Origin of the sequence: Pseudomonas sp. (assembly GCF_030150285.1) — a bacterium.
Taxonomy (GTDB): domain Bacteria; phylum Pseudomonadota; class Gammaproteobacteria; order Pseudomonadales; family Pseudomonadaceae; genus Aquipseudomonas.
On record NZ_JASLGE010000097.1, the window covers coordinates 57206 to 80086 of the forward strand.

At 56.7% G+C, this 22881-nt stretch carries 23 protein-coding genes; 9 read left to right on the forward strand and 14 right to left on the reverse strand.

What is annotated here, in order from left to right:
* Nucleotides 1-23 precede the first annotated feature (23 nt).
* Together fadD2 and fadD1 are read left to right on the forward strand one after the other, a co-directional pair.
* Nucleotides 24-1712, forward strand: a complete 1689-nt coding sequence (fadD2, locus tag Q1W15_RS23015; RefSeq protein ID WP_300733054.1) for a long-chain-fatty-acid--CoA ligase FadD2 — start codon at nucleotides 24-26, stop codon at nucleotides 1710-1712.
* 383 nt (nucleotides 1713-2095) lie between these two features.
* Nucleotides 2096-3787 (forward strand): long-chain-fatty-acid--CoA ligase FadD1, encoded by a 1692-nt coding sequence (gene fadD1 / locus Q1W15_RS23020; RefSeq protein WP_300733057.1) that lies wholly within the window; start codon nucleotides 2096-2098, stop codon nucleotides 3785-3787.
* 86 nt (nucleotides 3788-3873) lie between these two features.
* Here the strand turns inward: fadD1 and Q1W15_RS23025 are convergent, their stop codons facing one another.
* From Q1W15_RS23025 to Q1W15_RS23035, 3 genes are all read right to left on the reverse strand, one after another.
* Complete coding sequence (locus Q1W15_RS23025; protein ID WP_300733060.1) at nucleotides 3874-4788, reverse strand: pyridoxal-phosphate dependent enzyme; 915 nt, start codon at nucleotides 4786-4788, stop codon at nucleotides 3874-3876.
* A gap of 129 nt (nucleotides 4789-4917) precedes the next feature.
* Nucleotides 4918-5607, reverse strand: coding sequence for a PAS domain-containing protein (locus tag Q1W15_RS23030; protein WP_300733062.1), 690 nt, complete (start codon nucleotides 5605-5607; stop codon nucleotides 4918-4920).
* A 197-nt stretch (nucleotides 5608-5804) separates the two neighbouring features.
* Nucleotides 5805-6185: a hypothetical protein gene (locus tag Q1W15_RS23035; protein ID WP_300733065.1), complete on the reverse strand. Its 381-nt coding sequence runs from the start codon at nucleotides 6183-6185 to the stop codon at nucleotides 5805-5807.
* A 197-nt stretch (nucleotides 6186-6382) separates the two neighbouring features.
* Here Q1W15_RS23035 and Q1W15_RS23040 point away from each other — a divergent pair, with 197 nt between their 5' ends.
* The 3 genes from Q1W15_RS23040 (at nucleotide 6383) to def (ending at nucleotide 8263) form a co-directional block, all read left to right on the forward strand.
* Complete coding sequence (locus Q1W15_RS23040; protein ID WP_300733070.1) at nucleotides 6383-6574, forward strand: CsbD family protein; 192 nt, start codon at nucleotides 6383-6385, stop codon at nucleotides 6572-6574.
* Nucleotides 6575-6761: 187 nt separating this feature from the next.
* Nucleotides 6762-7715, forward strand: coding sequence for a YihY/virulence factor BrkB family protein (locus Q1W15_RS23045; protein ID WP_300733073.1), 954 nt, complete (start codon nucleotides 6762-6764; stop codon nucleotides 7713-7715).
* Between the two features lie 5 nt (nucleotides 7716-7720).
* Nucleotides 7721-8263: a peptide deformylase gene (gene def / locus Q1W15_RS23050; protein ID WP_300733076.1), complete on the forward strand. Its 543-nt coding sequence runs from the start codon at nucleotides 7721-7723 to the stop codon at nucleotides 8261-8263.
* A 50-nt stretch (nucleotides 8264-8313) separates the two neighbouring features.
* On the opposite strand, the gene Q1W15_RS23055 is transcribed toward def, so the two are convergent.
* The gene (locus Q1W15_RS23055) at nucleotides 8314-8718 is read right to left on the reverse strand and encodes a GNAT family N-acetyltransferase (RefSeq protein ID WP_300733079.1); all 405 of its coding nucleotides are present in this window, start codon (nucleotides 8716-8718) and stop codon (nucleotides 8314-8316) included.
* A 280-nt stretch (nucleotides 8719-8998) separates the two neighbouring features.
* Between Q1W15_RS23055 and Q1W15_RS23060 the strand changes: the two genes are divergently transcribed.
* Nucleotides 8999-10318 (forward strand): PAS domain-containing methyl-accepting chemotaxis protein, encoded by a 1320-nt coding sequence (locus Q1W15_RS23060; protein WP_300733081.1) that lies wholly within the window; start codon nucleotides 8999-9001, stop codon nucleotides 10316-10318.
* A gap of 9 nt (nucleotides 10319-10327) precedes the next feature.
* On the opposite strand, the gene Q1W15_RS23065 is transcribed toward Q1W15_RS23060, so the two are convergent.
* The 3 genes from Q1W15_RS23065 to Q1W15_RS23075 form a co-directional block, all read right to left on the reverse strand.
* Nucleotides 10328-11320: an aldo/keto reductase gene (locus Q1W15_RS23065; protein ID WP_300733087.1), complete on the reverse strand. Its 993-nt coding sequence runs from the start codon at nucleotides 11318-11320 to the stop codon at nucleotides 10328-10330.
* A 98-nt stretch (nucleotides 11321-11418) separates the two neighbouring features.
* Nucleotides 11419-12327: a LysR substrate-binding domain-containing protein gene (locus Q1W15_RS23070; RefSeq protein ID WP_300733089.1), complete on the reverse strand. Its 909-nt coding sequence runs from the start codon at nucleotides 12325-12327 to the stop codon at nucleotides 11419-11421.
* 84 nt (nucleotides 12328-12411) lie between these two features.
* On the reverse strand, nucleotides 12412-13443 hold the full coding sequence (locus tag Q1W15_RS23075; RefSeq protein WP_300733092.1) for a LacI family DNA-binding transcriptional regulator: 1032 nt from the start codon (nucleotides 13441-13443) through the stop codon (nucleotides 12412-12414).
* 226 nt (nucleotides 13444-13669) lie between these two features.
* On the opposite strand from Q1W15_RS23075, the gene Q1W15_RS23080 reads away from it, so the two are divergent.
* On the forward strand, nucleotides 13670-14203 hold the full coding sequence (locus tag Q1W15_RS23080; RefSeq protein WP_300733095.1) for a gluconokinase: 534 nt from the start codon (nucleotides 13670-13672) through the stop codon (nucleotides 14201-14203).
* Nucleotides 14204-15059: 856 nt separating this feature from the next.
* Here Q1W15_RS23080 and alaC read toward each other — a convergent pair.
* From alaC to Q1W15_RS23100, 4 genes are all read right to left on the reverse strand, one after another.
* Nucleotides 15060-16268 carry an alanine transaminase gene (gene alaC / locus Q1W15_RS23085; protein ID WP_300733098.1) on the reverse strand — a complete coding sequence of 403 codons (1209 nt, stop codon included), beginning with the start codon at nucleotides 16266-16268 and terminating at the stop codon, nucleotides 15060-15062.
* 149 nt (nucleotides 16269-16417) lie between these two features.
* Nucleotides 16418-16891, reverse strand: coding sequence for an N-acetyltransferase (locus Q1W15_RS23090; RefSeq protein WP_300733103.1), 474 nt, complete (start codon nucleotides 16889-16891; stop codon nucleotides 16418-16420).
* A 231-nt stretch (nucleotides 16892-17122) separates the two neighbouring features.
* Nucleotides 17123-17428 (reverse strand): PepSY domain-containing protein, encoded by a 306-nt coding sequence (locus Q1W15_RS23095; protein WP_300733105.1) that lies wholly within the window; start codon nucleotides 17426-17428, stop codon nucleotides 17123-17125.
* Nucleotides 17429-17522: 94 nt separating this feature from the next.
* Entirely contained in the window at nucleotides 17523-18656 is a 1134-nt protein-coding gene (locus tag Q1W15_RS23100) for a glycerophosphodiester phosphodiesterase (RefSeq protein ID WP_300733109.1), read from the reverse strand.
* 129 nt (nucleotides 18657-18785) lie between these two features.
* On the opposite strand from Q1W15_RS23100, the gene Q1W15_RS23105 reads away from it, so the two are divergent.
* Entirely contained in the window at nucleotides 18786-19109 is a 324-nt protein-coding gene (locus Q1W15_RS23105; protein ID WP_300733112.1) for a DUF2025 family protein, read from the forward strand.
* 3 nt (nucleotides 19110-19112) lie between these two features.
* On the opposite strand, the gene Q1W15_RS23110 is transcribed toward Q1W15_RS23105, so the two are convergent.
* Nucleotides 19113-20189, reverse strand: a complete 1077-nt coding sequence (locus tag Q1W15_RS23110; RefSeq protein ID WP_300733117.1) for a diguanylate cyclase — start codon at nucleotides 20187-20189, stop codon at nucleotides 19113-19115.
* A gap of 146 nt (nucleotides 20190-20335) precedes the next feature.
* Here Q1W15_RS23110 and Q1W15_RS23115 point away from each other — a divergent pair, with 146 nt between their 5' ends.
* A complete protein-coding gene (locus tag Q1W15_RS23115) occupies nucleotides 20336-21367 on the forward strand; it encodes an MBL fold metallo-hydrolase (RefSeq protein WP_300733119.1) in 1032 nt (343 codons plus the stop codon).
* Nucleotides 21368-21370: 3 nt separating this feature from the next.
* Here Q1W15_RS23115 and Q1W15_RS23120 read toward each other — a convergent pair whose 3' ends face one another.
* A complete protein-coding gene (locus tag Q1W15_RS23120; RefSeq protein WP_300733128.1) occupies nucleotides 21371-21688 on the reverse strand; it encodes an XRE family transcriptional regulator in 318 nt (105 codons plus the stop codon).
* Nucleotides 21689-21822: 134 nt separating this feature from the next.
* Nucleotides 21823-22857 (reverse strand): D-cysteine desulfhydrase family protein, encoded by a 1035-nt coding sequence (locus Q1W15_RS23125; protein ID WP_300733135.1) that lies wholly within the window; start codon nucleotides 22855-22857, stop codon nucleotides 21823-21825.
* Nucleotides 22858-22881: the final 24 nt, after the last annotated feature.

A 22881-nucleotide genomic window follows, 5' to 3' on the forward strand; every position in this document is an offset into this window, starting at 1 on the left:
ATTCAGGTGAGAGGATAAAAATAATGAACCCCGATTTCTGGAATGACAAACGTCCCGCCGGTGTACCGCTGGATATCGATATGACGACTTTCAAGTCGGTGGTCGATGTCTTTGAACGCTCCTGCAAGAAGTTCGCGGACCGACCGGCCTTCAGCAACCTGGGTGTGACCCTGACGTATGCGCAGCTTGAGCGTCACAGCGCGGCGTTTGCGGGCTACCTGCAACAGCACACCGACCTCAAGCCCGGCGACCGCATCGCCGTGCAGATGCCCAATGTGCTGCAATACCCGATTGCCGTGTTTGGTGCCCTGCGTGCGGGCTTGGTGGTGGTCAATACCAACCCGCTGTACACCTCACGCGAAATGCGCCATCAGTTTAAAAGTGCCGGTATTCGCGGGCTGGTGTACCTGAACATGTTTGGCAAACGGGTGCAGGAGGTGCTGGAAGACACCGATATCGACTACCTGATTGAAGCCAAAATGGGTGATCTGATGCCTGCCGTCAAAGGCTGGGTCACCAATCTGGTGGTCGACAAGGTGAAAAAGCTGGTGCCTGCTTATCGGGTACCCCAGGCCATCGCGTTCAAAGATGTTCTGCGCCGCGGGGCTGGCCATACCCTCCGGCCGCTGGCCGTTACCCTCAATGATATTGCCGTATTGCAGTACACCGGCGGCACCACCGGCTTGCCGAAGGGCGCGATGCTGACTCACGCTAATCTGGTGGCCAATATGCAGCAGGTGCGGGCTTGCCTGTCGCAGCACGATGCTCAGGGGCTGCCCTACCTCAAGGACGGCAGCGAGATAATGGTGGCCCCGCTGCCGCTGTACCATATCTACGCATTCACGGCGAACTGCATGTGCATGATGGTGATGGGCAATCACAACGTGCTGATCACCAACCCGCGAGACATCAAAGGCTTTATCAAGGAACTGGGGGAGTGGCGGTTTACGGCGTTGTTGGGGTTGAACACCCTGTTTGTGGCGCTGATGGATCATCCGGACTTCAAAAACCTGGATTTTTCCGGCCTTAAGGTCACCAACTCCGGCGGTACGGCGCTGGTCAAGGCCACCGCCGAGCGGTGGGAGAAAATCACCGGCTGTCGGATTGTCGAGGGTTACGGCCTGACGGAAACCTCCCCGGTGGCCAGCGCCAACCCGTGTGGCCCCTTGGCTCGGTTGGGCACTGTGGGCATGCCCGTGCCGGGCACCGCCATGAAAGTGATCAACGATGCAGGCGACGATCTTGGCCTGGGTGAGCGTGGCGAACTCTGCGTCAAAGGCCCGCAAGTCATGAAAGGTTACTGGCAGAACCCGGGTGCCACCGCTGAAGTGCTGGACACCGAGGGCTGGTTCAGGACCGGTGATATTGCGGTCATTGACCCGGATGGTTTTGTCCGCATTGTCGACCGCAAAAAAGACCTCATTATCGTCTCGGGCTTCAATGTGTACCCCAATGAGATCGAAGACATCGTGATGGCGCACCCCAAAGTGGCGAACTGCGCGGTTATTGGTGTGCCGGACGAGCGTACTGGCGAAGCGGTCAAGCTGTTTGTCGTGGCGCGCGAAGGCGGGGTAACGGTTGAGGAACTCAAGGCGTACTGCAAGGACAACTTCACGGGTTACAAGGTGCCCAAACTGATCGTGCTGCGTGACTCACTGCCCATGACGCCGGTGGGTAAAATCCTGCGGCGCGAGCTGCGCGATAACCCCTGACAGGCTCATTCGTGGCGGCCTTTAAAGCTGCCGGAAAACGCATTAAAAACGCCCGCGTAAGCCGCGGGCGTTTTTATTCGTCTATATACACTTAAGCGGTTTTGTTCCTGAAGCAGGTCTTTAAGGCCTCAAATGGCTGTTCTAGAGGGCTTTTGACGATAATAGAGTATTTGTACTAATGGTGACTTAGGATTGTCCTACAGTCAGGTTGGTTACTCTAAAGCCCATTGTTGGCTCTAGGCGACCTTTGGCAAAGCTGCTACTCTCGGCGCGCTTTGTGACGTCTCGGCACGTGAAAGCCAGAGTTATTCATTACAAAATCAAACAAATAATAACCGCATCAAATGCGGTGAAGAATTCGCGACGCTGAGGAGTGGGCTTCCATGATTGAAGGCTTTTGGAAGGATAAGTACCCAGCTGGGATTGCTGCTGAAATCAATCCGGATGAGTACCCAAATATTCAGGCCGTACTGCGTCAATCTTGCCAGCGTTTCGCCGACAAACCGGCGTTCAGTAACCTCGGCAAAACGCTCACTTACGGTGAGCTTTACGAACTGTCAGGTGCTTTTGCCGCTTATTTGCAGCAGCACACCGACCTGCAACCTGGCGATCGCATCGCCGTACAGTTGCCCAACCTGCTGCAATACCCGATCGCTGTGTTCGGAGCCATCCGCGCCGGCTTGATCGTGGTCAACACCAACCCGCTGTACACCGCGCGGGAAATGGAACACCAATTCAAGGACTCGGGTGCCAAGGCATTGGTTTGCCTGGCGAACATGGCGCACCTGGCCGAAAAGGTCGTGCCCGTGACCTCAGTCAAGCATGTGATCGTCACCGAAGTGGCCGACATGCTGTCGCCCTTCAAGCGTGTACTGATCAACAGCGTCATCAAATACGTGAAAAAAATGGTACCGGCCTACCATTTGCCTCAAGCCGTCAAATTCAACGATGCATTGAGCAAAGGCCGCGGTCAGTCGGTCAAGGAAGCCAACCCGCTGAGCAATGATGTGGCTGTGCTGCAATACACCGGTGGCACCACCGGCGTGGCCAAGGGCGCGATGCTGACGCATCGCAACCTGATCGCCAACATGTTGCAGTGCAAGGCGCTGATGGGTTCCAACCTGAATGAAGGCTGTGAAATCCTGATTACACCGTTGCCGCTGTATCACATCTACGCCTTCACGTTTCACTGCATGGCCATGATGTTGATTGGCAATCACAACGTGCTGATCAGCAACCCGCGTGATCTTCCGGCGATGGTCAAGGAACTGTCGAAGTGGAAGTTCAGCGGCTTCGTTGGCCTTAACACCTTGTTTGTGGCCCTGTGCAACAACGAGGCGTTTCGCAAGCTGGACTTCTCGGCGTTGAAAGTGACGCTGTCAGGCGGGATGGCTTTGCAACTGTCGGTAGGGGAGCGCTGGAAGACTGTGACCGCCTGCCCGATTTGTGAAGGCTATGGCATGACCGAAACCAGCCCGGTGGTCTCGGTCAACCCGAGGGAGAGCATTCAGGCCGGCACCATCGGTATTCCCTTGCCTTCGACCTTGTGCAAAGTCATCAACGATACGGGCGAAGAACTGCCGCTGGGTGAAATCGGCGAGTTGTGCATCAAGGGCCCGCAAGTCATGAAAGGCTACTGGGAGCGCCCGGATGCTACCGATGAAATCCTGGACAGCGATGGCTGGTTGAAGTCAGGTGATATCGCGGTGATTCAGCCCGATGGCTATATGCGCATTGTTGACCGTAAAAAAGACATGATTCTGGTGTCAGGTTTCAATGTGTACCCGAACGAGTTGGAAGACGTCATGGCGTCACTGCCTGGCGTGCTGCAATCGGCGGCCATCGGTATTCCGGATGAGAAAGCCGGGGAGTTGATCAAAGTCTTTATTGTGGTCAAACCCGGCATGACCCTCACCAAAGAACAGGTCATGGCGCATATGCGCGCGAACCTGACGGCGTATAAGTCGCCCAAACTTGTCGAGTTCCGCGACAGCTTGCCGACCACCAATGTGGGCAAAATCCTGCGCCGTGAACTGCGCGATGAAGAGCTGAAAAAGCTGGGCCTTAAAAAGTAAGTTGCCCCGTGTACAAAATATACCCCTCGTTCGAGGGGTATTTTTTTAACCTGTAAATGCCTTCAAACGCATGCCGCCGGCTGTTTTCAATGTGCCGCCAACCCGCGTTGAATCTGTTCCAGGGTGGCTGTCGCGCCCCCGCATACCACCATGAGTACTGTGGGGTATCGACTCAGAGCCGTCGGCTTGTACGCCAGGGAAAGTGCCGCACCGCAAGCCGGTTCCACAAGCACACGGTGATCGACCAAAAAGCGTTCACAGGCGTTGAGAGCGTCCCGGTCCGTGACGATCACGCTTTCGATAGTGTGCACCGCCAGGTAGGCGATGGCCTGGTCGCACACCCGTTTGGCTCCCAGCGAAGTTGCGATTGAGCTAATGCGCTCGATTTCAACTGAATGGCCTGCATCGACTGAGGCTCGAAACGACGCCGCACCTTCGGTTTCAACGGCGATCACTGGCACGTCCTGCCAGCCGTTGCGGTGCAGCCCTTCAATGACGCCGCACAGCAGCCCGCCGCCTCCGACCGAGAGCACCACGGCATCGGGCTTGTGGCCGGACTGTGCCACTTCATCGATCAGGGTGGCATGCCCGCTCCACAGCAGGGGATCGTCGAAGGGGTGGATAAACGCATCGCTGGCCGTTGTGAGCGTCAAGGCCAATTGATTGGCCTCCTGCCAGGAACTGCCATGAACGATGACTTCTGCGCCTTCGAGCGCGAGTAACTCTCTGGCGCGCTCAGTGGTGGTTTCGGGCACTACCACTGTCACCGCTACGCCCAGTTGACGACCTGCGTAAGCAACGGCCAGCCCGGCATTCCCGCCCGAGGACGAGACGAAGCGCGTAGCGCCGCGCTGGTGGTGCACTTCACACGCATGGCCCACGCCGCGCAGTTTGAAGGAGCCGCAGGGCTGCACGGCATCGAGCTTGAGCCAGATAGAGCGTTGCGCGATGGCGCTCAGAGGGCGAGATTCAATCAGGGGTGTTTGGATATGCAGCGGCATGATGACATCAGTCCTCTGGTGTGAATGGCAGGCTTGGGCCTTGTCAGGGGTGAGTGCTTGAACTTGGACGGTTCGGGACAATGGAAACGGTAACGGGGTGAGGCATGCTTGATCAGAACGTTCATGCCATCACCGGTCAGAAGAATTGTCCCCTCGAAGCTGATCGAGGTAGTTATAAACGGTGAAACGGCTCACGCCCAAGGCGGCTGCCGCTTTCTCGACGCCCCCTTTTACAATGAAAAGACCGCGTTCCTGCATCACTCGAACGGCCTCGACCTTGGCTTGCTTGTTCATCTTGGTGCCCCCCAAACGCACCAATGCATCCTGGATGATCTGCGCCATCAATAACGCCATGTCAGCCGGTTCTGCGGGGTGTTCGGTTGCCGCTTGCAGCATCGGCTGCAACTGATCCAGGAACGCCTGCGCAGCACTCAGCCCAGTCAGATCGGCGTTGATACAGAGGCTGGCAAAAGGATGACCATTACGGTCACGGAACACCGCTGTTGCGCTGCGTAACGTGCGGCCATTCACGGTGGTGGGGTAGTCGGTGATAACCACGGGATCAATGCCTTGCTGTGCCTCGGAGGCCTCCCTGACAGCGGCAAATCCGCGATCCTGCTCTGGCCCGCCCAACACCGGGCTGCCGACCTTGCGCCCGGATATATGCCCGTTGGCGATCATGACGACGGAGTTTTCCGGGTGATCAAGATCGTGAAGGAGTAACTCGGTATTGCGCCCGATAACACTTGCCAGTGCAGTGATGGAGGCTTTCATCACGGCGAAAACGAGTCGACGTTCGTGGGCAATATCGACGGGCATACGGGCTTCTCTTGGCTTTAATCAACAGTTGGTTGAAATATAGATTTTTTGTTTAAGTTGCGCAACGAATTTCAAGCGCGGCAAAGCCACACCGTTGCGGGTGGGTGACCGAAGCGTTTGGGCTTGAGCATGAAGAGGGCGTCAACGGGACCGTTGACGCCTTTTGTGTTGCAGGAGCAGGCTTGATTCTGCCCAGGTTACTTCTGCAAGAACTGCGAGAAGTTCACACCTGTACCGGTCGGGCGCACATCCTGCAAGAAGGAGTCTTTGTCTGCGCTCAGTTCAAGGCTCATGGTCGGGGTGCGCTTGTGCGTAGCTCGCACCACCATGCCTTCGCGTTTTTCGCGCAGGAATGCCGTGGTCACCTTCAAGTGCAACAATTCGTCGGTGGCGGGCGTGTGCAGCAGCAGGTGCACCCACTCGTACTGGCCGACCGCCAGGCGAGCCAGTGGAATATCAAACCACCAGATATTCTTGTTGGTGTTCAACGTGGCCAGATGGCAATTGTTGACGCCGAGCACGGCACCGCCCAGTTCCTGGTTTCTGCGGGCAATGGCCTGCTTTTTATCGAGTTTCATAACCTTCCTACCATTTCGGATTTCAGCGCCACAGCCTGAATAGGCGGGCATTCTCGGGGGTTAGTGGGCAAACATAAAGCCCAACCTGCGTTGAGAGACGAAATGAACCGTGCAAAGTCAATGAAACTCTGACGCTGAAACAGGGGTCAACCCTACGTCGAGGTTATGACATCCGATATTTCAATAGGAGAAATCCCATGAGCAGCACTGGCGATAAGATCAAAGGCAAAGCGAACGAAGTGATAGGTAATGTCAAACAAACGGTGGGTAAAGCGACTGACAATGACAAGCTGCGCACGGAAGGCAAGGTCCAGGAGCTGAAAGGCGAAGGGCAGCAAGCTGTCGGCAAGGCTAAAGATGCGGTAAAGAAAACCATCGATAAAGCCTGAGAATACGGTTCAATGCGACGCAGGCGTCGGGCCTGTTTAGCATGTGTTAGCGGTCACCCCTTGCGGTGGCCGTTTTTACATCCGTGTTAGTAAAGTCGCCAACTCGACTACTTTTGATGTAGAACCCCTGTTTTGAGCTGTTAGCTGGTTTGCATGATCAATGCGTGAAGCGGCGAAAGGAGACGCTATGTTTTTCCCGGTTTTGAATGGCCTGCCTCTGGGGAAGGTCCTGATCCGAACGGTCAAGGAGTTTATCGACGACGAAATGTCGACCTATGCCTCGGCGTTGGCCTATCAAATGCTGTTTTCGTTGTTTCCGTTCATTCTGTTTTTGATTGCCCTGATCGGCTTTTTACACCTGCCCGATTTTTTCACCTGGTTGCGTTTGCAATCGGAACTGGTGCTTCCGCCGCAAGCGCTGGAGTCGGTCAACCCGGTGATTGATCAGTTACAGCAATCCAAGGGCGGATTGGTATCGGTCGGTATTCTGATTGCCTTGTGGACCGCGTCGGCGAGCGTAAGGCTGATGATGAGCGCCATGAACGCGGCCTACGACGTGGTCGAAGGGCGGCCCATCTGGAAACGTTTTCCGCTGTCGATTTTTTACACCATCGGTATTGCCGGCATGCTCCTGGCCGCCGCCGCGCTGATGGTGCTTGGCCCGCAAGTCATGAGTTGGCTGGCAAAACAGGTGGGCCTTGAAGCGTTTGTGGTGACGTTGTGGACCCTCCTGCGTTGGCCCGTCATCGTGTTATTGCTGATGGTTGCAGTGGCCGTGATCTACTACGTCATGCCCGATGTGGAGCAGAAGTTTCGCTTTATCACCCCGGGCTCGGTATTGGCCGTGGTGGTGTGGATTGTAGCCTCGCTGGGTTTTGCTTTTTATGTCAAAACGTTTGCTGACTACAACGCCATGTATGGCAGCATCGGTGCCATTATCGTGTTGTTACTGTATTTCTACATTTCGGCGGCCGTGCTGCTGTTGGGCGCTGAAATGAATGCCGTGATTGAGCATATGTCCGCTGAGGGCAAGGACCCGGGTGAAAAAACATTCGATGAAGCGGATGACCCGGATCCCAAGCAGCATGTCAGCGGGCTAGGGCGCGACCCTTCCCTGAAATCCACTTCTGATGAAGCCTGACGACTATGATTCGTGAAATCCTGAAAATGGGCGATGAGCGTCTATTGCGCGTGGCACCGCCGGTTCCAGCCGAGATGTTCGACTCCCCTGAGCTCTGGCAGTTGATCGACGACATGCTGCAAACCATGGAGCATGCGGGCGGTGTTGGGCTGGCGGCACCGCAAATTGGCGTTGACCTGCAACTGGTGATTTTCGGGTTTGAGCACAGTGAGCGCTACCCGGATGCCGAACCGGTGCCGCAAACCATTCTGATCAACCCGCTAATCACACCATTAAGCCCGGCAGTGGCTGAGGACTGGGAAGGCTGTTTGTCCGTGCCTGGGCTGCGTGGCACGGTAGAGCGTTACGAGAGGATCCGCTATGAGGGCTTAACGCCCAAAGGTGAACTGATCGTGCGCGAGGCTGACGGGTTTCATGCGCGGGTGGTCCAGCATGAATGCGATCATCTGATCGGCCGTCTGTACCCTTCGCGCATCAAGGACTTCACCCAATTCGGATTTACCGAGGTGCTGTTCCCGGGTATTGACGAGTCGCCCGTGCAAGCGTGATTGCCCGGCCTATGCAGGCGCGAAACCTTCATGTCTGCACAGGCCAAGCGTCAACAGCCCATCGCGATCATCGCCTTGTTGCGTTGGTAGCGAACCAGTCGTTCGTGCATCACGTGGGGCAAGTCCACGTCCAGGCTAAACCCCAGCCCTTCATAAAAGCCTTGCAACTGCGGGTCGCAAAACAACCACACCGGGCCCTCACAGGGTGAAACCGCAGCCTTCACCAGTGCGCCCGCAATGCCTTGGCCACGCCGATGCGGTGCGACAAATAAGCCGGTCAGCCAAAAGCCATGTGCGGCTGGCCGCAAACATAAACCGGCGACAATCTCTTCCTGGCGAGCGACCCACAACTGTGCGTCTTTACTGGCTTTCATCGATGACTGGTGGGCGCGATAAAATTTGTTCATCAAGGGCCACAAAGGCGTGTCGAGCGGTGTGTAAATAAGGGAGGTCATGGCGGTTTGGGTCGGTTGAAGGCGCGCGCAGTTTAAAGCAAAACACCGGTTCGCATGCGGGCCGTTATGTCAGGCAGTGCTGTGCAGGGCGGGTGTTTATCACAGGTTGATGGCAATTTGCTTGCAGCCTTTTGGCGGGTGTCTATGCTTCTTTCAGCGGGGCTTGGAGGGTGTGCCACTTAACCCCGGTATGCGCAAGGTCCTGCGTCAGGGGTCAAGAGCACGGGCTGTTGGTGTGCCTTGAACATTTTTCCATAGGCCGCACTCCAGGGTATGACTCATGTTCGATTTGAATCGAAAAGCTAACCTGCTCGAAAATCAACGTCTTAGCTGCTCTTTGAGTGAGGTGAAAGCGAAGGTTCTGGCGATCAGTCGTTCAATGGCCATGATTGAGTTCGCCCCTGACGGCACGATTCTGGAGGCCAATGATAATTTTTGCCGGGTGACGGGCTATGCCGTCGATGAGATTCGCGGCAAACATCACCGGTTATTTTGCGAAGAGCCTTACACCCGGACGGCAGAGTACGCCCGTTTTTGGCGTGATCTGGCGAGCGGTGAGGCCATGACGGGTACCTACCTGCGGGTTGACAAGGCTGGACACGAGGTGTGGCTTGAAGCCAGCTACATGCCGATCGTCGACGCCAATCAACAGGTGACCCGCGTTATCAAAGTGGCTGCCGACATTACGGCGCGGATAAACAAAGAGCATGAGAACCAGAGTATCGTGAATGCGCTCAGCCGTTCGATGGCGGTGATTGAGTTTTCGCCCGATGGCCGTGTCGTCCACGCCAACCAGAATTTTCTCGATACCATGCATTACTCGCTGGCAGAAATCGTGGGCCAGCACCACAGTCTGTTTTGCCATCGCAGTGAGAGCGAGTCAGCCGGGTATAAAGCGTTCTGGGCGTCGCTCAATCGTGGCGAGTATCATTCCAAACGCTTTGAACGGGTCGATAAGTACGGGCACACCGTGTTTCTGGAGGCGTCCTATAACCCGATTTTCGATGCCAAAGGGCGGCTGTATAAAGTGGTGAAGTTCGCCAGCAACATCACCAGCCAGGTCACGAACCTGCAGACTGCGGCCGAGTCAGCTCACACCACATCGGTGCAAAACGATGCCTGCGCGCAGAAGGGCTCACAGGTGGTTCAGCAAACCGTGCAAGTCATCGAAGCTATTTCCCGTGACCTGAATGAGGCCGCGCAAAGCATTGATGCGGTGAGCAAGCAGTCCGATATTATTGGCAAAATCGTGCAGACCATTCGAGGCATTGCCGACCAGACTAACTTGCTGGCACTCAACGCGGCCATTGAGGCCGCGCGGGCAGGTGAGCATGGACGTGGTTTTGCCGTGGTGGCCGATGAGGTGCGCAGCCTGGCTGCGCGCACCAGCGCCGCGACGGTAGAAATTGTGGAGGTGGTGCGCAAAAACCATGACTTGTCGATGAGCGCGGTCAACAGCATGCAGTCGAGTTTGAGTCGAACCGGCCTGGGCGTGTCGCTGGCGAACGAGGCGGGTGAAGCGATACTGGAGATCCAGCAAGGCTCCCGTCATGTGGTCGATGCCATCAGCCAGTTCAACTCGACGTTACAGTTGCACTGATAGGGTCAGTTAGGGCCGCATGGCCTGATCAATGGCGGTCAGCACGGGCTGGGTCAGGCGTGGCAGTACCTCCAGAGCCCCCAGGTTCTCGGTTAACTGTTTCGTACTGGATGCACCCAGTAACACGCTGCTGACGCTCGGATTGCTCAGCGCCCAAGCGATGCTCAACTGGGCCCTGGAGCACTGCAGTTCATCGGCGATGACCTGCAGGCGCAGGCTGGCCGATAGCTTCTCGGTTTGCTTGCCTTCGAACACAAAGTCCGTGAGCCACTCAAAGCCAGGCGTGTTCAGCCGCGAGCCCTGTGCAATACCGGCATCGTAACGACCGGCCAATACCCCGCTGGCCAACGGAGACCAAGTGGTCAGCCCCAGCCCATGCTCGTCGACCAGCGAGCGGTATTCCTGTTCCACAACCGTGCGATGAAAGAGGTTGTATTGTGGTTGTTCCAGTTGCGGGCCAATCAAATGGTGGGCCTTGCAGAATTCAATCAGGGCCAGCACATCCTTGGCAGGCCATTGCGAAGTCCCCCAGTACAGAATTTTCCCGCGCTGCACCAAGCCATGCATCGTCCAGGCGATCTCCTCCAGCGACATATCGGGATCAGGGCGATGGCACAGGTAGATATCCAGGTAGTCCACACCAAAACGCTGTAAGGCCTGATCACAGGCTTCGATGATGTGTTTGCGGCTCAGGCCCTGCTGGGTAGGGCGTTGCACGCTCGTACTGTCGTGATTGTCCCCTGTGCCAAACAGGACTTTGCTTGACACACAGAAGCCATCACGCGGCCAACCCAGCTGTTTGAACGCGCGCCCCAGCATCCGCTCGGCTTCACCGCCTAGATACACCTCGGCGCTGTCAAAGAAATTGATCCCGTGATCGTAGGCACACGCCAAGCACTCCCGTGAGGCGCTATCGTTCAGTGAGGTGCCAAAAGTGATCCAACTGCCGTAAGACACGGCAGAGAGTTTAAGGCCAGATTGACCAAGGCGGCGGTATTGCATGAGGTGTGCTCCAGCGTTAAAGGCGAGGGCGTCATGCTGATACCTCAACGAGGTGCCGTAAAATACCGTTTTTATTGCATATTGAGACTTTAAAAGTATCAGTTGCTCAGTGCCCGTTGCGTGCGCAGGTGTGCGACCAGTCGATCTCTGATGGGGCATAAGCGTGAGGGGTTCCAGGCCATCAACAGTTCGATTTCGCCGAGCTCGGGTGTGGCCTGATGCAATAAAGGCCTAAAGGCTACACCCGTACAGGCATGGACGGACTGAGAGGCGGGCACCAGCGCGCTACCAAAACCGCAAGCGACCAGTGCAGGCAAGGTATGAAGTTGACGAACATAGTGTTCAACTTTGGGCACAAACCCGGCTGTTTGGCACAGCGCCGTCAATTGATCATGCCAACCCTGACCCAGGCCGCGAGCGGTGGCCACAAACGGCTCATCCCTGAGGGCCCTGAGATCAACCGCGTCGAGTTGGGCCAGAGGGTGCTCGGCCGGTAGCGCGACCACCACCGGTTCACTAAACAGGGGTTCCAGTTGCAGCAATGGGGTGGTTCGACCGGGGGTGCGGATAAATCCGATATCGGTGCTGCCTTGCTCCAACGCTTCAATCTGTTCGGCCGTGGTGGCCTCTTTCAGACTGAAAGCGACACCTGGCGAGGCCTGCCGAAAAGTCTTTAGCGCCAGAAGGGCGATGGGGTAAGGCGCAAGATTGATAAAACTCAGGTTCAGTAGGCCTTCCAACCCCTGCGCGACGCGGCGCGTGTTGGCGACACCTTCGTCCAGGCTGCTGAGCATGTGCTGAGCAGTGATCAAAAAGGCGCTGCCAGCGGCTGTCAGCGCAACGCTGCGGTTCGTACGCTCAAACAAGGCGTACCCGATGGTCTGCTCAAGGCGCCGAATGGCTTGGCTCAAAGGCGGCTGCGCCATGTTGAGCCGTTCGGCGGCCCGGTGAAAATGCAGCTCTTGGGCCACGGCGATGAACTGACGCAGCAGGCGGGTTTCAATCATTGCAGGGCTCATGGTCAATCAGCTTTGAGGCGCTTGAACGTACCAAAGATTGGGCCTGTGGGCCTAGCCGTCATTTAGCGCGCGTTAGCTGCTCTCGCGAACCATCAGTTCAAATCCCATGTCCTGCACAGGGTTGGGCACCTGATTGCCCGCCATTAGCGTCAGCATCTGTTCCGCTGCGCGCCGGCCAATCGCCTCTCGCGGTGTGCGAATGCTGCTCAGGCGCGGCACCATAAATTCAGACGATGGCAAGTCATTAAAACCCAGTACGGCGATTTGCTCCGGAATGCGGATGCCCATGCGCGCGGCTTCCAGCAAGGCTCCCTGGGCAAGGTCGTCGTTACCGAAAAAGACTGCATCCACCTGCGGCTGGCTGGCCAGCAAGTGCAGAAACAGCTCACCCCCCAACCCGACAGAGGAGGGGCGTGGCGTCAGCACTTCGAGGGCCGGGTTGTACAAACCGGCGGCCTGCAAGGCGCGCCGGTAACCTTCCCCGCGCAGGAGCGTGCGCTGATCGAGCTGTGCACCGATGTAGGCCAGGTGCCGACGGCCCCGTGAAATCAAGTGCCGCGCTGCCGTTTCGCCGGCCTTGATTTGAGAGAAACCGACACAATTCACCCCGGCCTTGGCGTCCAGTTCCATCATGTAGACGCACGGTACATGGCTGGTTTCGATTAGCTGGCGCACGCTCTCGGAGCGATCAAATCCGGTCAGCAAAAAGCCACGGGGCTGATAGGCCATATAATTGCGCAGCAAGTTTTCTTCTTCGTCGCGCGAGTAATGGTAATTACCGATCAACACTTCAAAGCCCCGTGGGCGCAACACGCCATGGATTGCTTCGAGGGTGTCGATAAAAAGCAGGTTGGACAGTGACGGTACCAACACCACCACGGAATGGCTTTGTGCCGAGGCCAGTGCGCGAGCGGCCGGGTTGACCACGTAGTTCAACTCATCTGCGGCTTTACGCACTTTCTCGACCAACTCCGTGGCCACACTGCTGATACCGCGCAAGGCGCGTGACGCGGTAATCGGGCTGACGCCAGCGAGCCGGGCCACTTCGTTCAAGGTGGGGCGTCCGGTGGTTCGGGTATTTTTATCGTTCTTGGGGGCGGTCATCGGGTGCCTTGCCAAACAAAAAACAAGTCTCTAAGGTAGCGCTGTCCGGGCAGGCCCGCAATTGCCCGATAGTATGCAGGCGTGTTCCTCCCTCTTCGTAGGTTGAGAGCGTTGCAGCATCTCCCCATAAAAATGACAAATAGACGTCGGTAGCCTGAGCGTTTGCTCTGTGTTCACCCTTGAATGCAGGTGCAAAGACAGCGCTGTCTTCGAGCCGAGGTGTTTCATGAGTCAACCTGTTTCTGCGCTGGTGATCATGGGTGTTGCCGGGTGCGGTAAATCCAGTGTGAGCCAGGCGCTGTGCCAGCTTAATGGCGCTGCTCCAATTGAAGGCGACGAGTTTCATCCAAAGGCCAATATCGAAAAGATGAGCGCCGGCATTCCTTTGGACGATGACGACCGCGCTGGCTGGCTTGAAAAGTTGTGCGAGGAATTGCGTGCTGCGATCGAGCGCGGTCAGCGACCGGTGCTGACCTGCTCTGCGCTTAAGTTGCAGTACCGCGAGCGCTTGCGCAGTGCGGTGGAGGGCCTGGGTTTTGTGTTTCTGGAATTGACGCCGGCAGTGGCGGCTGTTCGGGTTGCTCATCGCCCGGGGCATTTTATGCCCCAGACGTTGATCGATAGCCAGTTCGCTACCCTTGAGTCACCGAGCCTTGAGCCGCGGGTACTTACGCTCGACGCAACCCGCCTGAGTGTTGAAGAGCTGGCGCAGGCTGCTCACCAATGGTGGGGCGAGCACTCAGAGCGGGCAGTTTCATAAGGCCGATGTAACTGGCCACGTTTACAGGAGGGGCCGCCCCGTCTTCGACGCCGCGCTGTCGTGCAGCAATCCTATCCATTGCTGCGGTCACGGCCACTTGAGGTTCTGGCTTTACGCCGTGCCACTTTGAAAAGCTGTACAGACCGGACACATGGTTTAGGGGGCCCTTTAGATCAAAAGCCAGATCAAAAGATCACGAGCAAGCTCGTTCCTACAAACGCTGCCATCCGTAGGGTAAGCCGCCCCGTCTTCGACGCCGCGCTGTCGCGCAAAGAACCGGGGGCGCGCCGCATTGATAGATACCTGAAAACGGGTGAAAAATTATTCTCAGGATCAATGACTTAGCGTGTGTTCTACAAGAGGCCAACGTGGTTTAAGGGGGGCTTAGATCAAAAAACACGACGTGTTTCACGCGCGTAGGAGCGAGCTTGTTCGCGATCTTTTGATCTTTTGATCTTTAGAAGCTTCGGCTTATCCATTGCTGCGGTCACGGCCACTTGAGGTTCCGGCCTTACGCCGTGCCACTTTGAAAAGCGCAAAGCGGCTAACCCGGCGTCCTGCCGGGTTACCCACTGCGCAAAACCTGCGTTCGGCCAGCGTGGTTTAAGGGGGCCCTTGGATCAAAAGCCAGATCAAAAGATCACGAGCAAGCTCGTTCCTACAAACGCTGCCATCCGTAGGGTAAGCCGCCCCGTATTCGACGCCGCGCTGTCGCGCAAAGAACCGGGGCGTGCCGCATTGATAGATACCTGGAAATGGGTAAAAAATTATTCTCAGGATCAATGAGTTAGCGTTTTTTCTATAAGAGCAGGCGATTGACGCTCGCCGGCTCCGGTTTTTAGCCCGTGCGTCTTGTTCAGTTGGGCGAGATGCCATCTGCTCGGAACATTGCGCGAATACCGCGCAATGCCTGACGAATACGGTCCTGGTTTTCAATCAGGGCAAAGCGCACATGATCGTCTCCGTACTCACCAAAGCCTACGCCTGGTGAGACGCACACCTTGGCCTCTGCCAGCAGTTTTTTGGCGAACTCCAGCGAGCCCAGATGAGCGTAAGCCTCCGGTATTTTTGCCCACACGTACATGGAGGCCTTGGGGTTTTCCACCATCCAGCCCAGTTCGTGCAGGCCTTTGACCATCACGTTACGGCGTTGGCGGTACTGCTCAGCAATGTCTTTCACGCATTGCTGATCGCCTTCAAGGGCGGCAATGGCCGCGACTTGTAACGGGGTGAAAGTACCGTAGTCGTGGTAGCTCTTGATCCGCGCCAGCGCGCTGACCAACTCCGGGTTCCCCACCATAAAACCAATGCGCCAGCCGGCCATGTTGTAGCTCTTGGACAGGGTGAAGAACTCCACCGCGACATCCTTGGCACCGGGAACCTGCATGATTGAGGGCGCTTTCCAGCCGTCATAAACAATGTCGGCGTAGGCCAAATCGTGCACGACCAATACATCGTATTGCTTGGCCAGGGCCACCACGCGTTCGAAGAAATCCAGTTCAACGCATTGGGCGGTCGGGTTGGACGGAAAGCCCAGGATCATCATCTTTGGCTTGGGGATGGAGCCGCGAATGGCTTTTTCCAGCTCGGCAAAAAAGTCCACGCCGGGAACCAGCGGAACTGAGCGAACCTGGGCACCGGCAATCACGGCACCGTAAATGTGAATCGGGTAGCTGGGGTTGGGCACCAGTACCGTGTCACCTTGATCCAGCGTGGCCAGCATCAAGTGTGCCAGGCCTTCCTTGGAGCCGATGGTGACAATGGCTTCGTTTTCCGGATCAATGTCTACCGCATAGCGATCGGCATACCAGCGGGAAATAGCTCGACGCAGACGTGGGATACCGCGCGAAGTCGAATAGCCGTGGGTGTCCTCGCGTTGTGCGACGGTGCAGAGTTTTTCAACAATGTGCGGTGGTGTCGGGCCGTCTGGGTTGCCCATGCTGAAGTCGATAATGTCTTCGCCACGGCGTCGCGCCGCCATTTTCAGCTCGGCGGTGATGTTGAACACATAAGGGGGGAGTCGATCGATGCGCGCAAAGCGGCGCGGCGAACCTTGGTCAGCCATGTATGCCTCTGATACGTAAGCGCCCGGAACCGTCCGAGCGACGTTGACCACTGCGGTGGTCTGGGCGAGACAATACGGGCGGTGATGGCCTTCTGTCCAGCAACACATGGTGACGATTGTTTGAGGGGGTCAGATTTAGCGTCTTGGCCTCACAGTTTGAGCACTAATCGGCGCTCGCCACGGTACGCTTCGCCTTCGTCAACCCAGCCCTGAGTCAGATAAAACCCCTGAGCTGAGAGATTGACGCAACTGACCGACAGCATCAGTTGATTAATTTCCGGCCAGAGTTGTCGTACGGCGGGTTGCAACGCTTGCAGGCACGCTTTACCCAGCCCTGTGCCCTGGACGCGTTTATCGACTTGAAAGGCATGTAACGTGGCACTGTCAGCGTTTGCCCAATGGGCCAGAAACGGATGACGCTTGAGTATCACAAAGGCAACGGGCTGCTCATCGCTGAGCAAGACCCAGCCTTGTATGCCGGCGTGTGGGTGAGCGGGCAGCGAATGCAACGCGGATTCGATATCACCGCAAAAGGCGATTTGCTCGGGTTGTACCTCAATTGCCCGCAGTTGCGTGCGCTGGCGGGGCGTCAGATGTTCATAAGTGCACAGGCGGGTGTTCATTGCTTGGGGGAGCCTTCAGGCGTCAAGGGCAGTGGCAACCGGGTGCACTGCACCGATGCGGTTGATCGTTGAGCGTGGTGGTAGGGAAGGCTTGGTTTTAAAGGGCAGATTCTAGCGATAACAGGGGTAACGGGTGAAACAATAATAAAGCTGAACCCCGTTAAACACGCACAAAAAAACCGCACGGCTTATTGAGAGCCATGCGGTTTTAATTAAGGCGTTTAATTGCACTCAGGTGTCTTGTTTGTTTTGCAGAACTTCGGCGGTTTTGGCATTCAGATCAACGTCCCACTTAACGCCTTGGGCGTCCTGCAACTCCACCTCATACACCAGTTTTCCGTAGCTGTGATCCAGTTCGGTGTCGAGGATCGTTGCGCCAGGATGCAAGGCCAGTGCGGCCTGGTTGAGCTTTTCGAACGGTGCGACCTGGCCCGAACTGACCAGGTCAGCGATATGGTCAGGGCGGACATCGGCGTGGGCCAGGCCAGCAGTCAAGGTCAGGGCAGTCGCGGCAAACAGCATATTAAGGGTTTTCATGATTAATCCTTGGGGTGAGGTGTTTAAGTGGGTTCAGATTAACCCTCGCAACTTAACTCACCCTTAATTTCCAAACGGGCTCTTAATGGCGCACTCAGTACCCGTTGAACTTCAGTAATTGAGTGACGCTTTGCGTGGCCGGTCGCTGAAAAAAGTTGAGCAACGCGTCGGGGCGGTTGGTGAAGAGGCCATCAACCCCCGCATCCATGGCTTTTTTGAAATCAACGGGTTCGTCCAGAGTGTAGGCATGTACCAGCAGGCCGCGGTCATGGTTGGCAGTGTTCATCCATGGTTGGATCAAGTCGAAGTAACTCTGCTCTCCGCCGTTGACCAAGGCCGCCGATGGCCCCGTGCCGATGGCTCCGTGAGCGTTGGCATAGTCGAGCCATTGGATGAACTCGGCGTTGTCCTTGGGTTGCAGTTTGGCGTAATAAGCCGCTTTGTCCTGCTCACCCGAGTCGGCAAAGCTCACGGGCGAGTTGGGCGTCATGCCCCCCGCACCGACCCACAGCAGCAGGATTTTTGGGGTATCGGGCATTTCTTTTTGCAGCAACTGAAGGCTGTTCTGATCAAAGGTTTGCAGCACGACACGACCCTTTCCCTCGCCTGTACGGGGGGCACCGTGATCGTCTGTTGTCTTGATGGGTGTTAACCAGCCGCGTTTGCTCAGGGTGACTTTCAAATCGTGTTCTATACCCGGGAACTGCTGCGGGGACTTGGTTTCGATGTACAGGCCAGGTGAGCGGTCTGGGTTGGCTTGGGCTATATCGATGATTTCATCCAGGGTCAGCAGGGGCAGCCCCACATACGAGGCCCGCGCGCGGTCCGGGTAGGCTTGGTTAAACCAGCTGCCAGCATCCAGGGTTTTGAGTTCGGCCAGTGTAAAGGCGCTGGCGGGACTGTCTTTGCGCGCCGGGAATTTTTCGGCGACATCGGTTGTACGTGACAGGTTGTCGTCATGCAGCGCAAACAGCACACCGTCCTTGCTGCGCTGCAGGTCCATCTCCAGGTAGTCGGCCCCCAGATCGCGGGCAAGCACATAGGCGGCCACCGTGGATTCCGGCGCATCGAATGAAGCGCCGCGATGCGCAATCACGGCAGGGTAGGCAACGCCTAGCCGGGTGGCCAATTGTGCTGGGCGTGTGTCTGGCTCGCTCGCGGCGTTGGCGCTGCCAAGGCCCATCAGCAGGCTCAACAGCAGTGCGCTTTTGCCAAAAATGTCAGGCATCGTTGAGTTCTCTTGGTCGTAGAAAAGAGTATTCTTGGGCCATCAGCGCCCCCGTCAGAGGGGCGTGTACCGGACACTTGCGTGTAACCCTTGTTCCTGGAGCCCGAAGGCTCGTCAGAGAGGTTTATCATGCGCATTACTTCACAACTTATCTGTCAGGCGGCTGATCAACTTAAAGGCTTTGTTGGTTTCAATCGTAAGACAGGCCGCCATATTGTTCGTTTTAGCGAAGATTCTTTTGGAATGGATGTGGCTGACGACACCATCACTCCCGCCAGTGAGTTTGTCTGGCACGCGGAGGGTGCCAGCACCATGACCCTCAAGCGCGACTTGATTCAGCTGTTGCTGGATCAACACATCGATGAACGTTTGAACATCACGCAACCGCTGCGTGTGTACATGCAGCGCCGGGACGTGCCTGAAATTTCGGCGGTGCGTCACTGCCTGACGTGATGACTACTCAGGTGTGCTCCATACGGAGGCGGGAAGGGAGTCCGAAGCGCCGCTGCTGATTTTGTTGCGGCCGGTTTTTTTTGCGATGTAGAGCGCTTTATCGGCTTCGTTCAGCCACACGGCCGCATCCTTGAAGTCCGCCCGATAGGAGGCCAGACCGATGCTCAGGCTGATGCGCAGTTGCGGCTCGTCGCTGTACTGATACGTGCTGAAGACTTCGCTCAGCCGCTCCAGAATGTCTCGTGCCTGGGCCAGGGAGCGGTTGGGCAAAATGACGCAGAACTCATCACCGCCATAGCGCCCGGCCAGATCGTCTGCCCGCAGGTGATCCTTGAATACCTGGCTGAGCTGGCGCAATACGCTGTCGCCTGCGATATGACCGTACGTGTCATTGATCTGTTTAAAGTGATCGATATCAATCAGCGCCAATGTCGCGGTGGACATGTTTTCTTTGCAGGCCTGGAAGCTGAGTTGCAGTACGTCTATCCAGGACCCGTGATTCAGCAAGCCTGTCAGGCTGTCGGTGCGGCTCAGCGTGCTCAGCGCCCGTTTATGTTCCGCCAACGTGATCGCCAGCCGATAGCTGACCATGCCTATCGCAAACGGATAGAACGTCAACATCGGTAAGCAGGCATAAATTTGCAATGGGGTGGTGTCGGGGTTAAAGGCGACACCCAACGCCAGCCCTGCAATCAACATACCGACCCCTTGGGAGATCACTCCCCGGAGCAGCATTTTCGGGCCGCCAGCCGCCACATTGTGCATCATCATCATCGACAGAATCGTGACGGTCGGCAGTGGGTTGAACTGCATGCTTGCGGCCCAGAAGCCGCCTAACACTGAGTCGATCAACAGGTTGCGGCGTTCTGCCCGGTACGGGTAAGCCGCGCGTGAAGAGAGCTGAAAGGCTACGTGTGCCCAAGCAAAACCATTGAACAGCAGCAGCACCCAGACCCAGGTTGGCGGGGAGAGCGGGTAGAGGGCGGCCATCACACTGAAACAGCCAATTGCCAGACCTATGCTTCGAGGCGCATAAATGCGTCGTACGAACGACAAGCCCCTGCCTCTTTGTTGGTCCATAGTCATGCACATTAAGATGTGGACGTTGCGTCTTACGACAGTTGGCACATCTGGGTTGTTATTGGGGTAGCCCGAGAACGTACGAATGACCTTCTATGGACGAAAAAGCAAGCGTAATCATAGTTTTCCACAGAGGTTTTTGAAATATGTCACTCAACCCGCCTCGTCAAGAGGGGCTTAAACCGGCAGAACGTCATGAGGGTGCCTTCCTGAATGAGAAGGCCAGGCCATCCTCCAGCCTGGGTAAAACCCTGGGTATTTTCTGGAAGATGCTCTTTCACAAGCCGGCCAGTACTCGTCCGGTAGGTGCAATTACGGTCAGGCCTCTGACCCGCCGCCAATTGGATGACGCGCCGGACTCAAGTGTGTTTCGGCTCGGGCATTCGACCCTGTTGCTGAAGCTCAATGGCCAGTTCTGGTTAACTGACCCAGTGTATGCCGAGCGCGCGTCGCCGTTTCAATGGGCGGGGCCCAAACGTTTCCATGCGCCCCCCATCAGCCTGGAGGAACTGCCGCCCCTGCGTGGCGTGATCCTTTCTCACAATCACTATGATCACCTGGACAAAAAGACGGTGCTACAACTGGCCGCCAGAACACAGTCCTTTCTGGCACCGCTGGGCGTGGGGGATTTACTCATCAAATGGGGCGTGCCGGCGCACAAGGTGCAGCAACTGGATTGGTGGCAAGACACGCACGTGGACGGCATTCGCTTTGTCGCCACCCCGGCTCAGCACTTTTCGGGCCGCAGCCTGTCCGACCACAATCAGACACTGTGGGTGTCCTGGGTCATTATTCTGGAGAACATGCGGATTTTCTTCAGCGGCGATACGGGTTACTTCGACGGTTTCAAATTGATCGGCGAGCAGTTCGGGCCCTTTGACCTGACCCTGATTGAAACGGGCGCTTATAACGTCGACTGGCCAGATGTGCACATGCAACCCGAGCACAGTTTGCAGGCCCATATTGACCTCAAGGGCCGTTGGATGATGCCCATTCACAACGGCACGTTTGATTTGGCTTTTCATGCCTGGCATGAGCCTTTCGACCGCATTCTGGCGCTGGCTGAGGCGCGCAATGTACTCATCACAACGCCAGAAATGGGTGAGGCCTTTAATGTGAAACAACCGCATTCAGGGCGATCATGGTGGCTGGATGTAAACGCGGCAGACGGTCAGTAACGCTTACTCGATCAGCTTGTAGTCGGCACGCAGGCTGGGGTCCGGGGTTGTTCCGCGAATGTTGCTGCCTCTGCCAGGCGGGAACCGGGGGAAAAACACCAGCCCTTCAGCTTCCAGGCTATAAACCAGTGCCAGACGGGTGACGTCGCGTACGGGTTCTTCCGCTTCAAACCGTTGAATGGCAGGGACTGAAACCTTGGACATCCGGCTCAATTCTTCAACACTCCAACCGAGCATCTCACGGGCCTGTGCGCAATGCAGCGGGGTAAATTGATGGATAACGATTCGTTCGAAGGTGCAAAGCTTGGCGGTGTGAGGCATCGGCGTTCTCCAGGGCTGAGTCAGTACTTGAAAATACACTGTGTTTTTATACAGTTGTTTTCGTGCTCGATCAAATTCATTTTTTTGATCAGTCCTGATTTACAAACCCGGATGGCAAAACCCCTCAACCGGCATCATGCGCTTTGGAATGTTCCCCTGTAAGCGTAAAGGCCCGGTGTACCGCCGGTCATGATGAACAAAATATTATCACCGTGCCGGTAGCGTTTTTGCCGGATGTCGTCCAGCAGCCCGGCAAAAGCCTTGCCCGAATACACCGGGTCGACCAGCAGGCCTTCGCATCGGGCCATCAGCTTTACGGCCTCACGCATGGCCTGGGTTGGCAGGCCATAGCCATCACCCAACTGTTCGCCCTTGACAGTGATGGCTTCAGGTTGAAGCTCGAGGGTGCTGCCCAGTAGTGCCAAGGCCTCTCGCGTGAGCTGCAGTGTGCGTGCAGCCGAGGTGGGTTGATCGGCCAGCACCGACCATGACTTGACGGTTGCCGCGCCGCGTCCCAGCAGTTCGAAACCGGCCGCAAGGCCCGCGTGGGTGCCCGCACTGCCATTGGGAATGACGACTTGAGTGAATTGCAGGCCCAATTCGGCTTCTTGCTCGGCAATTTCCGCAGCGCAACGGGCATAGCCCAGGCTGCCCAGCGCCGTCGAGCCTCCCGTGGGAATGACCAGCACGTTGTGGCCGGCTTCGCGCAGTTGCGTTGCCCTGGCCTCGGCCATTGCCAGTGAGTCGGTATTTTTGGCCAGCACCTGCACACGGGCACCGAACAGGTGGTCAAGCAATACGTTACCGTTGCGTTCGTAGTCGGTGTCGTCGATTGGCACGGCACGGGCCAGGAACAATTCGCAGGTGAGGCCCAGTCGAGCGCACACCGCGGCCGTCAAACGGGCGTGATTGGATTGAACACCGCCCACGGTGATGATCGTATCGACACCGTTCTTGAGGGCGGCACCCAGATGAAATTCGAGCTTTCGCAGCTTGTTGCCGCCCCCGCCGATTAGCATATGATCATCGCGCTTGAGGTAGAGCCTGATGCCCTGTTCCGGTAACCCCAACTGTTGCTCCAGACGCTCTGCCCGCTGAATAGGGGTGGCACCTTGCAGAAGATCGGCCCGACTGAGGGCACCTAGTGCCTTGTCCAATGTGCTTTGCATGTGATGAGGTCTCGAAATGTGTGT